The organism is Amycolatopsis sp. NPDC005232, assembly GCF_040607795.1.
Classification (GTDB): domain Bacteria; phylum Actinomycetota; class Actinomycetes; order Mycobacteriales; family Pseudonocardiaceae; genus Amycolatopsis.
The window spans coordinates 42,533-57,022 of sequence record NZ_JBEXHL010000012.1 but is presented as its reverse complement, the minus strand read 5'-3'; the positions used below and the strand labels follow the sequence as shown (position 1 = coordinate 57,022).

At 71.7% G+C, this 14,490-nt stretch carries 15 protein-coding genes; 7 read left to right on the top strand and 8 right to left on the bottom strand.

Features of this window, described 5'->3' with window-relative positions; translation table 11 throughout:
- Positions 1 to 76: 76 nt before the first annotated feature.
- The 4 genes from ABZU76_RS23155 (at position 77) to ABZU76_RS23140 (ending at position 3,920) form a co-directional block, all read left to right on the top strand.
- The gene (locus ABZU76_RS23155) at positions 77 to 619 is read left to right on the top strand and encodes a PadR family transcriptional regulator (RefSeq protein WP_354872936.1); all 543 of its coding nucleotides are present in this window, start codon (positions 77 to 79) and stop codon (positions 617 to 619) included.
- On the top strand, positions 616 to 2,613 hold the full coding sequence (locus tag ABZU76_RS23150) for an NADPH-dependent 2,4-dienoyl-CoA reductase (protein WP_354872933.1): 1,998 nt from the start codon (positions 616 to 618) through the stop codon (positions 2,611 to 2,613). The genes ABZU76_RS23155 and ABZU76_RS23150 overlap by 4 nt, the downstream gene beginning before the upstream one ends.
- Positions 2,614 to 2,635: 22 nt before the next feature.
- Positions 2,636 to 3,613: a prephenate dehydrogenase gene (locus ABZU76_RS23145; RefSeq protein ID WP_354872931.1), complete on the top strand. Its 978-nt coding sequence runs from the start codon at positions 2,636 to 2,638 to the stop codon at positions 3,611 to 3,613.
- An 82-nt stretch (positions 3,614 to 3,695) separates the two neighbouring features.
- On the top strand, positions 3,696 to 3,920 hold the full coding sequence (locus ABZU76_RS23140) for an antitoxin (RefSeq protein ID WP_354872928.1): 225 nt from the start codon (positions 3,696 to 3,698) through the stop codon (positions 3,918 to 3,920).
- A 7-nt stretch (positions 3,921 to 3,927) separates the two neighbouring features.
- Here ABZU76_RS23140 and ABZU76_RS23135 read toward each other — a convergent pair whose 3' ends face one another.
- Positions 3,928 to 5,889, bottom strand: a complete 1,962-nt coding sequence (locus tag ABZU76_RS23135) for an FUSC family protein (RefSeq protein WP_354872925.1) — start codon at positions 5,887 to 5,889, stop codon at positions 3,928 to 3,930.
- 72 nt (positions 5,890 to 5,961) lie between these two features.
- On the opposite strand from ABZU76_RS23135, the gene ABZU76_RS23130 reads away from it, so the two are divergent.
- Entirely contained in the window at positions 5,962 to 6,414 is a 453-nt protein-coding gene (locus tag ABZU76_RS23130; RefSeq protein ID WP_220245755.1) for an SRPBCC family protein, read from the top strand.
- A 99-nt stretch (positions 6,415 to 6,513) separates the two neighbouring features.
- Entirely contained in the window at positions 6,514 to 7,242 is a 729-nt protein-coding gene (locus ABZU76_RS23125; protein ID WP_354873317.1) for a polysaccharide deacetylase family protein, read from the top strand.
- Between the two features lie 4 nt (positions 7,243 to 7,246).
- On the opposite strand, the gene ABZU76_RS23120 is transcribed toward ABZU76_RS23125, so the two are convergent.
- The 6 genes from ABZU76_RS23120 to ABZU76_RS23095 form a co-directional block, all read right to left on the bottom strand.
- Positions 7,247 to 9,838, bottom strand: a complete 2,592-nt coding sequence (locus tag ABZU76_RS23120; protein ID WP_354872922.1) for a CHAT domain-containing protein — start codon at positions 9,836 to 9,838, stop codon at positions 7,247 to 7,249.
- 51 nt (positions 9,839 to 9,889) lie between these two features.
- Positions 9,890 to 10,372, bottom strand: a complete 483-nt coding sequence (locus tag ABZU76_RS23115) for a carboxypeptidase regulatory-like domain-containing protein (RefSeq protein ID WP_220245753.1) — start codon at positions 10,370 to 10,372, stop codon at positions 9,890 to 9,892.
- Positions 10,369 to 10,974 (bottom strand): sigma-70 family RNA polymerase sigma factor, encoded by a 606-nt coding sequence (locus ABZU76_RS23110; protein ID WP_220245752.1) that lies wholly within the window; start codon positions 10,972 to 10,974, stop codon positions 10,369 to 10,371. The genes ABZU76_RS23115 and ABZU76_RS23110 overlap by 4 nt, the downstream gene beginning before the upstream one ends.
- A 569-nt stretch (positions 10,975 to 11,543) precedes the next feature.
- Positions 11,544 to 11,681 (bottom strand): hypothetical protein, encoded by a 138-nt coding sequence (locus ABZU76_RS23105; protein ID WP_354872918.1) that lies wholly within the window; start codon positions 11,679 to 11,681, stop codon positions 11,544 to 11,546.
- Between the two features lie 101 nt (positions 11,682 to 11,782).
- Positions 11,783 to 12,550, bottom strand: coding sequence for an SGNH/GDSL hydrolase family protein (locus ABZU76_RS23100; RefSeq protein ID WP_354872915.1), 768 nt, complete (start codon positions 12,548 to 12,550; stop codon positions 11,783 to 11,785).
- A gap of 87 nt (positions 12,551 to 12,637) precedes the next feature.
- Positions 12,638 to 13,261 (bottom strand): NAD(P)H-binding protein, encoded by a 624-nt coding sequence (locus ABZU76_RS23095; RefSeq protein WP_354872912.1) that lies wholly within the window; start codon positions 13,259 to 13,261, stop codon positions 12,638 to 12,640.
- A 93-nt stretch (positions 13,262 to 13,354) separates the two neighbouring features.
- On the opposite strand from ABZU76_RS23095, the gene ABZU76_RS23090 reads away from it, so the two are divergent.
- Positions 13,355 to 13,927 carry a TetR family transcriptional regulator gene (locus ABZU76_RS23090; protein ID WP_354872909.1) on the top strand — a complete coding sequence of 191 codons (573 nt, stop codon included), beginning with the start codon at positions 13,355 to 13,357 and terminating at the stop codon, positions 13,925 to 13,927.
- A 4-nt stretch (positions 13,928 to 13,931) separates the two neighbouring features.
- Here ABZU76_RS23090 and ABZU76_RS23085 read toward each other — a convergent pair whose 3' ends face one another.
- Positions 13,932 to 14,420 (bottom strand): MarR family transcriptional regulator, encoded by a 489-nt coding sequence (locus ABZU76_RS23085; protein ID WP_354872906.1) that lies wholly within the window; start codon positions 14,418 to 14,420, stop codon positions 13,932 to 13,934.
- Positions 14,421 to 14,490 lie beyond the last annotated feature (70 nt).

Sequence of the window (14,490 nt, the reverse complement as noted above, 5' to 3'; positions counted from 1 at the left end):
GATTTGCCCCACCCTGCCGGGTGACCTGCGTTGCACCGGGTTGCACTGCACCTAGTTGCATAGCACCCTGAGCGCCATGGCACTGGAGCACGCGATCCTCGTCTCGCTGTCCGAACGCTCGGGTTCGGGCTACGAGCTCGCGCGCCGCTTCGAGAAGTCGATCGGCCTGTTCTGGAGCGCCACTCACCAGCAGATCTACCGCGTGCTCAAGCGGATGGAAGAGGCCCGCTGGGTGGCCGTCGAGACCGTCGCGCAGGACGGGCGGCCGGACAAGAAGGTGCACACCGTCAGCGAAAACGGGCGCGCCGAGCTGCGGCGGTGGCTCGCGGAGCCCAACGCAGCAGCCGGGCCGCAGGAGCTGGCGGTGAAGCTCCGAGGGGCGTCCTTCGGAGACGAAAGGGCCGTCGCCGAAGAGCTGGCGCGGCACCGCGCGGCCCACGCCGAACGCCTCGACGCCTACCACCGGATCGAGAAACGCGACTTCCCCGCACCCACCAGCGGCCGCGCTCTGCACCAGTACCTCGTGCTGCGCGGTGGAATCCGAGCCGAAGAAGGCCAGGTCGAGTGGCTCGACGAAGTCCTGAGCGCGCTCCAATCCGACGAGAAGGACGCCCGATGACGCCCTACCCGCACCTCCTGCAACCGCTCGACCTCGGCTTCACGACCCTGCGCAACCGCGTGCTCATGGGCTCGATGCACACCGGTCTCGAAGACCGCGCGGCCCACTTCCCGCAGCTCGCCGAGTACTACGCCGAGCGGGCCCGCGGAGGCGCCGGCCTGATCGTCACGGGCGGGTTCGCGCCGAACCGCACAGGCTGGCTGCTGCCGTTCGCCTCGAAGCTTTCGACGACGGCGGAAGCGAAAGAGCACCGGCAGCTCACCGCGCCCGTGCACGAGGCCGGCGGCAAGATCGCGCTGCAGATCCTGCACGCGGGCCGCTACTCGTACAACCCGTTGAGCGTCTCGGCGTCGAGCCTCAAGGCGCCGATCAACCCGTTCCGCCCGCGCGCGCTGACCGGCTACGGCGTCCTGCGGACGATCCGCGCGTTCGCCGACTGCGCAGCGCTCGCCCGCGAGGCGGGGTACGACGGCGTCGAGATCATGGGCTCCGAGGGCTACCTGATCAACCAGTTCCTGGCCGAGCGCACCAACAAGCGCACCGACGGCTGGGGCGGCTCGGCCCGGAAGCGCCGCCGGTTCGCCGTGGAGATCGTGCGGCGCACGCGCGAAAAGGTGGGCCCGGACTTCATCATCATCTACCGGCTCTCGATGCTCGACCTCGTCGAAGGCGGGCAGAGCTGGGACGACGTCGTGGCGCTGGCGAAGGAAGTGGAAGCCGCCGGTGCCACCATCATCAACACCGGCATCGGCTGGCACGAGGCGCGTGTGCCGACGATCGTGACGTCGGTGCCGCGCGCCGCGTTCACCTGGGTGACCGGGAAGCTCAAGCCGCACGTGTCGATCCCGGTCGTGACGTCGAACCGCATCAACATGCCGCAGGTCGCGGAAGAGGTGCTGGCGCGCGGCGACGCGGACCTCGTGTCGCTGGCGCGGCCGTTCCTCGCCGACCCGTCGTGGGTCCGCAAGACGGAGGAAGGCCGCGAAGACGAGATCAACACCTGCATCGCGTGCAACCAGGCCTGCCTAGACCACGCGTTCAGCCGCAAACCCGTGTCGTGCCTGGTCAACCCGCGCGCCGGCCACGAGACGACGCTGGTGCTGTCGCCGACGCGGCGCGCGAAGCACGTGGCCGTGGTCGGCGCCGGGCCGGCCGGGCTCGCGGCGGCGACGGCGCTGGGCGAGCGCGGTCACCGCGTCGAGCTGTTCGAGGCGGCTGACGAGATCGGCGGCCAGTTCGGCATCGCGCGGCGGATCCCGGGCAAGGAGGAGTTCGCCGAGACCATCCGCTACTACGCGCGGCGACTGGAGGTCACGGGCGTGAAGGTGCACCTCGGACGGCGTGCGTCGGCCGAGGATCTGGCCGGGTTCGACGAGGTCGTGCTGGCCACGGGCGTCGTGCCGCGGGTGCCGGCGTTCGAGGGGATCGACCATCCCAAGGTGGTGTCCTACGTGGACGTCGTGCGAGGTGGCGCCTCGGTCGGGTCGCGGGTCGCCGTGATCGGGGCCGGCGGGATCGGGGTGGACGTGAGCGAGTTCCTCACCTCGTCGACCTTGACCCGCGACGAATGGCTGACGGAGTGGGGGGTCACGGATCCCGCGCTCGCTGCCGGCGGCCTCGGGGTGGCGCGGCCTTCGCCGTCGCCGCGGACCGTCTACCTGCTGCAACGCAAGAAGACGCCGATCGGGGCGGCGCTGGGCAAGACGTCGGGCTGGGTGCACCGGGCGGCGCTGAAGGCGAAGGGCGTGGAGCGGATCTCCGGCGTCACCTACGAGCGGGTGGACGACGCCGGGCTGCACGTGTCCGTCGACGGGAAGCCGCGGCTGCTGGAGGTGGACACGGTGGTGGTCTGCGCCGGTCAGGAGCCCGTGCGCGACCTGGCGGACGCGCTGGGTTCGACGCCGGTGCACCTCATCGGCGGCGCCGACGTGGCGGCCGAGCTGGACGCGAAGCGTGCCATCGACCAGGGCACGCGCCTGGCGGCCACGCTGTAGCCGGGTTGCGGCCACTGGCAGGATGAGGCCCGTGCGAGATGTGTGCGTGATCGGGCTCGGGCTCATCGGCGGATCGCTGCTGCGCGCGAGCGTGGCCGGCGGCAGGACCACGTGGGGCGCCGCGGTGTCCGAAGTGGACGCCGACGCCGCCAGCCGCGCCGGCTACGACGTGACGACCGACGTGGAGGCCGCGCTGCACCGGGCGGAGTCGGCCGAGGCGCTGATCGTGCTCGCCGTGCCGCTGCCGGCCGTCGAGAACCTGTTGCGGCTGGTCGCGCAGCACGCGCCGCACTGCGTGCTCACCGACGTGGTGAGCGTCAAGGGCCCGATGCTCGACGCCGTACGCCGGCGCGCGCCGTACACGCGCTACGTGGGCGGGCACCCGATGGCGGGCACGGCCGAGTCGGGCTGGCTCGCGGGCAACGCTTCGCTGTTCGAGGGCGCGGCGTGGGTCGTCGGCGTCGAGGAGGACACCGATCTCGAAGCGTGGGCCGAGGTGACCCGGCTGGTGCTCGACGTCGGTGCGTTCGCGGTGCCGCTGCCCGCCGACTCGCACGACGAGACCGTCGCGCGGATCTCGCACCTGCCGCACCTGTTCGCCGCGATCCTGGCCACCATCGGCGCCCAGGGCGGGCCACTCGCGATGTCCCTGGCCGCCGGCTCCTACCGCGACGGCACCCGCGTGGCCGGCTCCAGCCCCGAACTGGTCCGCGCCATGACCGAAGGCAACCGCGACGCGCTGCTGCCCATCGTCGACGAGGCCCTCGGCCGGCTCGGCGCCGCCCGCGGTTCCCTCGCCTCCACCGGCGGCCTGGCCGCCACGATCAAGGCCGGCCACGACGGCGCCTTGGCCTACTCCACCGCCCACGACGCCGCCCGCTCGGGCGTGCGCGTCACCCTTTCCGCCCCGGACGCCCGCGAAGCGCTGATCGGCCTCGGCGAGCGGGGCGGCCGGATCACCTCGCTGGAAGACGGCGTGGCCGGCGGAGAAGTCAACTAACCCAGGGATTTCGCCGGAGTTGCCGGGGGCATCCGTTGTGTGACGATGAGGGCGTCTCAACTCCGGGATTGGGGAGCGAAACATGGGCATCAACTTCGACGAGCTCAAGAACAAGGCCACCGAGGCGCTGCGGGACAACAGCGACAAGATCGAGCAGGGCCTCGACAAGGCGGCCGGGTTCGCCAAGTCCAAGACGAGCGGCCACGACTCGCAGATCGACGGCGGCGTCGAGAAGGCCAAGGACTTCCTCGGCAAGCTCGCCGGCACCGACAAGCCCGACGAGGGTCAGCAGCCGCCGCAGCAGTAAGCGGTGGTCAGGTGCGCCGGTGGTAGGGCAGGAACCGGCGCACCAGCCGCAGCGGGGCGGTTTCCACGAGGTCCGGACCGCGCACCGCGTCGAACGTCGAGCCGAGCTGGTCGACGACGCCGGAGAGCTGCGCGCTGTCGGGCAGGGGCACCGACCCCGGCTCACGTTGCTCGCGCACGGCCGCCGCGAGCTCGGCCAAGGCGTCGGTGACCAGTGCGATCTCCGCGGGTGACGGGGCCGGCACGCCGCGGCCGAGCGTCACGGAGACCTCGGTGACGGCGTCCGCCACGCGCTCGAGCCCCGCGATCACCGGCCACCACGCCACGGCGTGCCGGCCCGCGGGTGAAGGCTCCACGATCACCTGCTGGAACGCCGTGCGCAGGTCCGCGAGCGCGCGGTAGGCCGCGCGGCGGGAGCGTGAACGGGCCAGCCGGGCCTCGGGGGTCGAGTTGAGGACGAGGGCGGCCTGGACGTAAGCCGCGACCGTGTCGAAGCTGTCCGCCAGCCGGCCGCCGACCCGCGGGCGGCGGGAGCCGGGCCAGAGCAGGTAGCCGATCAGCAGCACGATCACGCAGCCGGTGACGGTGTCCAGCAACCGCGCGAGGACGACCGACCAGCTGCCCGTCTGGGCGAGGTCCATCTGCAGGATGATCAGCGGCGTCACGAAGGTGCCGAGCATGCCGTAGTTGCGCACCTTCCCGATCGCGGCGCCGCCCGCGAACAGGGCGATCAGCACTACCAGCACCCAGCCGCGCGCGCCGATGGCGAGCACGATCGCGCCGATGCCCACGCCCGCGATCGTGCCCATGCCGCGCAGCAGCGCGCGGCCGAAGACCGAGCCGAAGTCGGGTTTCAGCACCACGCCGACCGTGAGCGTGATCCAGTACGAGCGCTCGAACGGCACCATCAGCGCCACGACCTCGGCCACCGCCACGCACACCGTGAGCCGCAGGGCGACGAGCCACGTCAGCGGGCCGGAGGCGAGCGAGCCGAACCACTCGCGAAGACGCTGGTACGGCGAGGCGGGCGCACGTCGTTGCCGGTTGTCGCCCTTCTCGATGCGGGCGAGGCCGGCGTAGAGCGCGGACTCGACCGGGTCGAGGTCGTCCTCGGGCATCGGCGGCGGCGCGGGCAGCGGCTGGGTCGCGAGCACGGACGCGGCCGCGCCGGTGAGGTAGTCGATGACCTCGGGCGGCGGCCGGTGCCCCGCGTTGACCATCGCGACGGACGCCTCCACGGCCGGAGTGGTAGCGGACAGCAGGTTCAGCAACTCGCGGTACGCGGCGTCGCGGCCCGAGAGCCACGAGCGCGCGGTGAGCAGACGGTCGTACGCGGTGCTCATGGCCGTGGTGAGCTGGTTGCGGGCGACGCGCGACGTCGGCTCGTCGGTGGCCGACAGCATCGCGGCGAGCTCGATGTAGACCTGCGCGACGGCGGTGCGTTCGGGGCTCGTGCCGCGGACCGTCCACGTCACCAGCGCCACGAACAGGCTCCAGGCCGCGCCGAGGCAGAAGTAGCCGAACAGCTCTTCGACCTTCAGGCCCGTCGCGTGCTGCGCCGTGCCGAGCACGCAGAAGACGAACATCTGCAGCGCCGCCACCGACGCGTTGCTGCCGGCCGCGCTGATCAGCGCCGACACTGCGGCGATCACCACGATCGCCGGGATCGACAGCGCCGGCACCGCGCCCGTGAGCAGGCCGACGAGGTAGCCGCCGGCCGCCGCGAGCGTCGCGCCGCCCAGCCGGCGGGCGCGGTAGCGGTACGGCCCGGCGGCCTCGGACAACACGGCGGGCAGCGCGCCGGTGGAGACCAGGGCACCCACGCCGATGTCGCCGGCCGCGTACGCGACGGCCAGTGGCGTGGCGAGCGCGAGGACCGCGCGGGCGACCATGTTCCACGGGACCGGGACCGGTTTTGAGCGGAGGAGCTGGACCAGCCAGTGCGGCGCGGCGAAGTCGGGGCGGCTCACGCACCCATCTTGACCTACGCTGAGCGTCTCGGGTTAATTATCACCCTGTCAACAAGACGGAAGGGGCCGACGATGCCGGGCCGTACGTACTCGTTCGAGGTCAACCGCGTCAGTACGGCGCCGCCGGAAGTCCTGTTCCGCCTGGAAACCGAGGGTCCGCTGTGGTCGAAGTGGGGCCGGCCGCTGATCGTGCAGGCGCGCTGGGCGCGGCGGGGTGACGACGATCCCAACGGCGTCGGCGCCGTCCGCGAAGTGGGACTGTGGCCGGTGCTGCTGCGGGAGAAGACGGTGGAGTACGAGCCCGACCGGCGCCACGTCTACACGTTCGACGGCTCCGGGCCGGTGCGCGACTACCGCGCGGAGGTGTTCTTCACCCCGAACACCGCGGGCGGCACGGATCTGCGCTGGACGGGCTCGTTCACCGAGTCCGTTCCCGGAACCGGGGCTTTCGCCGCCGCCGCACTCCGCGGTGCGATCCGGATCCTTTCGGCACAACTGGTCAAAGCGGCCGACTCCGGGCGCTGACCCGGGTGCGCTGGGCCACAGCGGTTCAACTCCGGCCGCGGTCTCGACGTCTCCCCTGGTGTGAAACGCGTGACGAAGCTGGGTGCTGTGGTGGCCGGGTTGTTCGTGGTGGCGGCTTGTTCCGCGCCGGCACCGGCTGTCGCGCCGCCCCCTAGCCAGCCGAACCCCGCGCCCGGCGCTGCGCACCCGACGGTGCCGCCGGGGCCGTACCCGTTCGGCACTGTGCAGCAGAAGGCACCCGCCATCGCCGACGGCAAGGTCGGCGTGGTCCGCCGCATCACCACCACCAAGCCGTACGTGTTCATCACCATGGACGACGGCGCCGTCAAGGATCCCTCGGCGCCGGGCTTGATCCAGCAGTCGGGCGGGCACCCGGTGCTGTTCCTGAACCAGCGCTACGTGAAGGGCCACGAGGCCTACTTCAAGTCCATTTTGGACTCGACGGGCGCGACGCTGGGCGACCACACCGTCGACCACCCGAACCTCAAGGGCAAACCGCTGGCCTACCAGCAAAAGCAGATCTGCGACGACGCCGACGACTTCCAGCACGAGCTCGGCGTGCGCCCCGTGTTGTTCCGCCCGCCGTTCGGCAACTACGACCAGAACACCCTGCACGCCGCCCAGCTCTGCGGCATGCGCGTCGCCGTCCTGTGGTCCGCCGCGGTGAACGACGGCCATGTCCAGTTCCAGGTCGGCGACAAGCTCCGCCCTGGCGACATCGTGCTGATGCACTTCCGCAAGACGTTCAAGGAAGACTACGAAGCTTTTCTGGCGCAAGCGAAGAAGGACGGCCTGACGCCGGTGCCGCTGGCTGACTTCCTGGCTTAGTTGTTCAGCCCGCGCCCAGGCACACGAAGGGCCGCCGCAGCGGGTCCACGGCGATGGCCTCCGCCAGAGCCAACGCGGGCGGCGCGCCGTCGGCCAGCCGCCGGTGCAGGTCGGCCATCGTGTCCGCCGCCGCGCGGTCGCCGACGCGGGCGACGGCGCCGATGACCGTGCGGGAGCCGCTGGCCAGCAGCGTGCCGGCGAAGCCGAGGGCTTCTTCGCCCGGGCGGATGTGGCTCATGGCCAGTTCGCAGGCCGCGAGGACGACGCGTTCGGGCGGGTTCGCGAGGCGTGAGGTCTCGTGGGCGAACAGCGGGCCGTCGACGAGTTCGAGGCGGGAGAACAACGCGTTGGCCGGCTCGTGGGCACCGTGGGCGACGAGGTGGGCCAGGCGGGTGCCGTCGAGGGCGGCGAGGACGGCGGAGCTGGTGGCGTCGGAGCCGTCGACCAGGCGGGCGTCCGGGTAGACCGAGCGGAGTTTGCTCACCTCACCGACCGCGCCGGGCACGCCGGGGCCGCCGGCGAGCAGCACGGCGCCGGCGCCGGTGGCACGTTTGGCGGTGATCCACGCGGTGGCCGACGGCGCGATGGACACCGCGTGGCCACGCAGCGACGGCAGCGCACCCCACGGCATCGCGTACAGCTGTCCGATGGGGACGATCACGAGCTCGCGATCGTCGAGCGTCTTGACCAGCGACGCGGAGATCAGCGCGTCGAGCTTGTCCGCGCGCCGGACGGCGGAAGCCGCCACTGTCTCGGCCAGCATCGGCGGCAGGTGGTCGGGCGCCAGCGCGTCGAGGTCGGCGTGCAGCTGCTTCGCCGTCTCCACGATGTCCTCGTACGGCCCGAGCTTCAGCAGCCGGAACGACCCGCGGTCGACGACCACCGAGTACAGCTGCCCGTTGTAGGGCACCAGGCTCACGAGCACGCGGTCCCCGAGCTGCTCCACAACCTCGTCCGGCGTGGCGACCGGCCGCGGCCGGCCCCACGGGCTCGTGTACCAGCCGAGCCGGCTCGCTTCGTGCTGCAGCGCGGAATACCGCTGCTCCAGCGCCTTCACCGGCTCGCCCTCGGCACGGGCGCGCTGGATCGTGCGCTGCAGGTGCCGCATCTCCGTGATGTGCTTCGACAGCACGGGATCCTCGATCACGGGCAACGGCTCGTAGCGGTAGACCTGCGCGCGCGTGCGCTCCAGCCACGCGAACATGCGGCGCGCACCTGCGGCGTTGTTGCGGGCGCGGCGCAACACGAGCCGCATCGCGAGCCGGCCCAGCTCTTCGCCGTGCACGGCCGTGCCGCACACCAGGTCGAGCCCGCCCATGCGGTCGCGGATCATGCCGAGCTCGCGAAGGCCGGCGCGCGCCTGCGCGAGCGCGGACCGTGGCCGGCCCGTGGCCACGGCCAGCTCCGCGCGGCACAGCCGGAACAGCATCCGGTGGTCGATCGGCGCCGTCTCGCGCGGCTTCGGCACGCCGGCCAGCACTTTCGCGGCCTCGTCGAACTCCTCGCGCCGCAACAAGAGCCGCACGGCGAGCAACCGCGCCACAGCCGCCTCGTCCCGCACCCCCAGCGCGGACAGGCGTTCGGCCAGCGCCACGAGGTCGGCCGGCAGCCGCGGGGTCGACCGGGCGTCGCGAGTGCTGAGGATCTTGTGGGCGTCGGCGCGGAACCGGGCGAGGCCGGCGATCTCGGCCCACGTCGTGTTGCCGCGGCGCAGGAACCGCCGCCTCGCATCGGACGCGAACTTGCGCGCCAGCGCGAAGTCGCCTTCCAGCAGCGCGGCGGCGGCGCGGGCGACTTCGGCCTCGGCGATGTGCTGGCCCGACCCGTTCGCACGCAGCTGGGGCAGCGCCTCGTCGAGGTGGCGCGCCGCTTCCTCGCCGAGACCCGCGGTGAGCAGCGCCCGAGCCTGGTCGAGCCGCACCACCGCCAGCGAACCGGGTGACTCTTCCTCGAAGAAGTCGACGAAGATCCGGGCTGCCTCGTCGTAGTGGAACAACGCTTGCGGGACGTCCCCGAGCAGTTGGGCGTGATCACCGAGGTTCTGCCGGATCTTGCCCTCGAGCCGCGGCTGGCCGAGCGCGAGTGACAACTCGAGCGCGCGCACCAGGTCCGCCTGCGCCGCGGCCGGCTGGTTCAGCGCCATGTGCACAAGCGCGCGGTTGTTGAGCGTGCGCAAGAACAGCAGCTGATCACCGACTTCGAGCTGCGGCATCACGGTGTCGTAGAGCACGAGCGCTTCCGCGAACCGGCCCGCGCGCATCACCACGACAGCCCGCTGGAGGTTGACGATCAACCCGAGCTCGGCACGCGTCTCGCCCGCGGGCAGGCGTTGCCGCGCCGTCTCCGCCGCCGCCAGGCGTGCGAGACCGGCCTCGGTCGACGTCACCTCGGCGTCCGCCGCGCCCAGGCTGATGAGAACCCGGACCTGGATCTCCAGTGAAGCCGGAGCTTCACCACGCGAGACGCGGTTCAGTGCGCGCCGGAACAAGCGCACGGCGACCACGGGCCGCTGGTCGAACGAGGCCGCTCGGCCCCGCGCGTACAAGTCGGACGCCTCCGCGATCACTCGATCGGAAAGAGACGACGGCGCAGACACGCGCTCTATCTGAGCACACTCACGTGACACGCCGTAACGCCCGTCCGGGTTCTAGAGCACGACCGTGGGAGTCACGACCGTCCGGCGGCGCGGTCCCTCACCGAGGTGCACCAGGATCTGCGTGGTCCCGCACGGCACGTTCTCGAGCACGAACCGGCCGCCCTCGTCGGCGACGGTGGAGAACGTGCCCTCGTCGGCCACGCGCATCTCCACCTCGTACTCGCCGGCGGGCGCGAGCCAGCCGTCGATCCGGTGCAGCTTCCCGATGCGAGTGAGGTTGATCATCACCGTCAGGTCGCTGACCGTGAACGTGATCGTGCCCGTGGCCGTGCTGCGGACGCCGGCGAGCTCGCCGGCACGCTCCCAGCGCGCGATCTCGACGTCGAGGTTCTCCAGTTCGAGCGCGAACTGGACGCGCTGCACCAGGTCGTCCGGCGGCGGGTCCAGCTCGTCGAGGAAACGGCCTAGGTCGGCAAGCAGCGTCTCGTCGTCAGGCAGAGCGCTGCCACTTCCCGGCACGCCGATGTCGTTCATCGGCCACCCCCTTCTCCTGCGAGGAGATCGCGCATCGTGTCGAGGCAACGACCCCTGGTGGGTCCGATGCTGCCGCGTGGCATCCGCATCGCGTCGGCCACCGCCTGGTATTCGGCGCGGCCGGCGAGAACAGTGAGGCGAAGCAGTTCCTGGCAGCGAGTGGGCAGCCGGAGGAAGGCGCGCCAGACCCGTCGGTCGTTGTCGGCGCGCACGGCTTCGTCCTCGGGCGCTGGATGGGTGCTTTCGAGGTTCTCGGCGACCTCGTCGCTCAACGGCACCGGCTGGACGCGGCGCCCGTACGGGTGGGCTGCTTCGCGTCTCGCGGTGGTGATCAGCCAGGCGGCCAGCGCGCGCGGATCGCGCAGCTTCTCCAGCTGGCTGAACAGGGCGAGCCACACGGTCTGCACGACGTCCTCGGCGACCTGGCGGTTCAGCCCGTTCGCGCGCGCGACGTGCCAGACGAGCGGCGTCAGCTCGTCGACGAGTTTCGCCATCGCCCGCCGGTCACCGCCCCGCGCCGCCTCCATGCAGGCAGCGTGCAGGTCGACGCCGGTCAGGCCTTCCCATGGCGGGTCTACCTCGGTGGTTTGCACGTCGGTCACCGTATCTGCCTCGCTCGCGAGGCGCGTTGGGTTCGGCGGCGGTGTCGTGGGTCTGTCGCGGGGGCCTTCTCGGGGAAGGAGCAGACAGGAAGGGCTGGGATACATCGGGTCACTTACTCGGGTAGTGGATCGGTGCTGTGGGTCGGTGGGTCACGGTCGGGTTCTCGGTGGTCCGGTCGTGTGCGGGCCGGCCTGGTGGGCCGGTCCTCGGTCGTCCGGTCTCGGTGAGCCGGCGTGGTGCGCCGGTCCCCGTCCTCGTGGTCCGCGGTGGCGGACCGGCTCGTCGTGGACCGGTCTGGTCCTCCGGCCCGGTTGGTCACCCGATCCGGTGGACCGGCTCGGGTCGTCATGGTCGGCGTTCGTGCTGAGCCGGCTCCCCTCGTGGCCCGTCCCAGCCAAAGCGACTTCGTGCACCGACCGGCGCGGGCGTGCACCCGCACCGGCCGGCGCTCCCCTCCCTCTTCTACGGGTCCGCTCCCCATCGGACCCGGCCGGACGGCTCCTCCCCTGAACCCGCCCGGCAGACGGCGTCCGGCAGCCCCCTCGGCCCCCGGGCGCCGCCCGTCTCGCTACTTCGCGGTGGTCGGCTCGTCGTAGGGCTCGTGGGCACCGTCGGGCTGCGTGGTGCCGCCGCCGTGGGGCGGCTTGCCGACCGTCACCGGCGGAACGGTGGTCGGCGTGTTCTCTTCGCTGGATTCGGCAGGCATCTGGGTCTCCCTTTTTCCCTCGGCTGCCCCATAGGACGCAACAAGGGTCCACCCAGATACACGGAGAGCGAAGATTTCTGGGAACTTTTCGTCTCCGCTGGTCAGATGGGCTGACGCGGCTCCCTCGGATGCGGAACCACCGTGACCCCGGGTAGGGCGGCGGCCACCGCCTCGGCCACGTCGGGCGCCAGCACCGCGGCCCAGTCGCGGTACCCGACCGGCCCAGGGTGGAAGCGGTCCTCGGCGAACGTGCCCTCGTGCAGGAGGTCGGGTGTCATCGCCGAGTACGTGACGCCCGGCAGCCGTGCGAGCTCGGCCGCCGCTGTGTCCAACGCCGTCGAGCGCGCGGACAGCGCGTCCCGCAGCGGCCGTGGCAACGACGGGAAGCTCGCCATCGGCGGCACCCCGGCCAGGACCACCGGCACCGGCCCCAGCCGTCGCCGCACGTCGACGATCACCCCGAGCAGGTCGCGCCGGAACCGCGCGGCCGAGTGCAGCTCGAGGGTGTCGTTCACCCCCAGCGCGACCACCACGACGTCAGCCGGCGCCAGCCGCGCGATCAACGAGCTCCGGACCACGGCGGCGGTCGCCCCCGTGAGGCCGACCGCCTGCCAGCGCACCCGCAGACCTCGGCGCGCGAGCTCGTTCGCGAGCTGCCCGGTGAGGCCGTCGGCGTGCGCGGGCACTCCGACGCCGTCCACGGTGGACTCCCCGAGCACGGCGAGCCGGACCGCCGGACCGTCGCCGGTGGCGCCCTCGGCGGGGCCGCCGGCGCTGGGCAGGCGTGGGGTGCCGCGGCGGACGCGCAGCGCTTGCACCGCGAGGACCGGGGCCAGCGCGGCGAACAGGAAGAACCGGAACAGAGCCATGCCACCGACCTTAAACACGATCACCGACCGTCCCGGCGAATCCGGCCGAGTTGTCCACAGCCAGAGCGAGTTGTGGACAACTGCCCCTCAACCGCGCGCGATCCCGACGGTTTCCCCGATCAACGCCGTATCCTCCGCCGCGTCGAGCAGGAACGTCGCGACGTCGGCGCGCGAAATGACGAAGCCGCCACGCAACGCGCCGCGCTTGCTGAAGCGCACGCGGCCCGTGGCCGGACCGTCGGTGAGCCGAGGCGGACGCACGATCGTCCACCGCAGGTCGCTGGCCCGGATCGCCGACTCCATCACGCGCAGATCGTCGAAACCGTTGCGCAGCAGCGAACCCAGGATGGGCTTGACCACGAACCGCGTGAACGGGTCGTCGCCCTCGGTCGTCAGGCCGATCGCGCTCACAGCGACGAACCGCGTGGCCCCTGCCGCCGCGATCACAGCCCGCGCGCCGTCGGCGTTCACCGTGGTCGGGCGCCGGTCGCGCGCCCCGAGCGCCAGCACGATCGCGTCGCGCCCCTGCAACGCCTCGGCCAGCGAAGGGTCGTCCAGCGCGTGCACCGCGACGTCCAGCCGCGGATGGCTCGCGACGTGCAGCCGCTCGGGCGACCGGACCACCGCCGTCACGTGCCAGCCCCGGCCCAGCGCCTCCCGCACGGCCAGCGTGCCGATCCGCCCACTCGCGCCGAGAACGGTGATCTTCATGGCAGCTCCTCCTCGAACCCAGGGGTGAGTGTTCACTCACCAGGTAGGGTGAGTGAACACTCACCACGCTGAGAACGTCCTCAGGGAGCACCATTGGGAAGCCGTCAGGACCTCGTCGCCGCAGCCGCCAAGGTCATGCGAGAGCAGGGCTACGCACACGCGACCACCAAGGCCATCGCGCAGGCCGCGGGCTATTCGGAAGCCTTGCTGTACAAGCACTTCCGCGACAAGACGGCGTTGTTCCTCGCCGTGCTGAGCGAGGAACTGCCGGCACTGGGCGCCACCGCCGAGCGCCTCACGCGCCACGCCGCGGACGCGTCGCTCGAACAGAACCTGACCGAGCTCGCCGGCACCGCGCTCGAGTTCTACCGGGCGAGCTTCCCGATTTCCGTCTCGATCTTCTCGTCGCGCGACCTGCTGCGCACCCACCGTGCCGCGCTCGACAGCGGACACGGCCCCGACCAGCCGATCGTCCTGGTGAAGACGTACCTGCGGGCCGAAGCCGCACTCGGCCGCATCCCCGCCCACACTGACCTCGACGCGGCCGCGCGCCTGCTGCTCGGCGCGTGCTTCCAGCAGGCCTTCCTTGACTCCTTCGAAGACACCGACAGCGGCAACGCCGTCGCGGCCCGCCTGGCGAAGACTCTGATCGCCGGGCTCCGGTGAGCCGTCAGGCTTCGGCGGCCCGCCGCTTCGCCCGCTCCTCGTGCCACCGGTCGTAGAGGTTCGTGATCTCTTTCAGCGCGAACGACAGGAAGTCCTGCATCTCCGCCAGCCGCTTGCCGGCCGGCGTGTCCGCGCCCAGCGCGTCGATGCCTTCCTCGGCCGCGTCGCGCCACATGATCAGGAACCGGTCGCGCTTGAGGAACGTGGCGTACCAAAGGTCGTCGTAGAGCCGGTAGTGGTCACGCCGCTCGCCCGGCTCGCGGACCTTCGTCACGAGCCCCACCTGCTCCAGGTACCGCACGGCACCGGAAACAGCCGCGGGGCTCACCGACAGCTGCGACGCCAGATCGGCGGCCGTGAGCTGACCCTCGTCGGTCGTCATCAGGGCCGCGAAGACGCGGGCGGCCATGCGCTGCATCCCGATCTGCGACAGCACGAGGCCCAGGCTCTCGACGTACCGGCGGACGGCGTCCTCGTCTCGCTGCGTCGTCATCCGTCCATCCTCTCGCACGCCCCAGGCCATGATCACTATATCCAGACATTTTCTTAACTTCACAACTTCG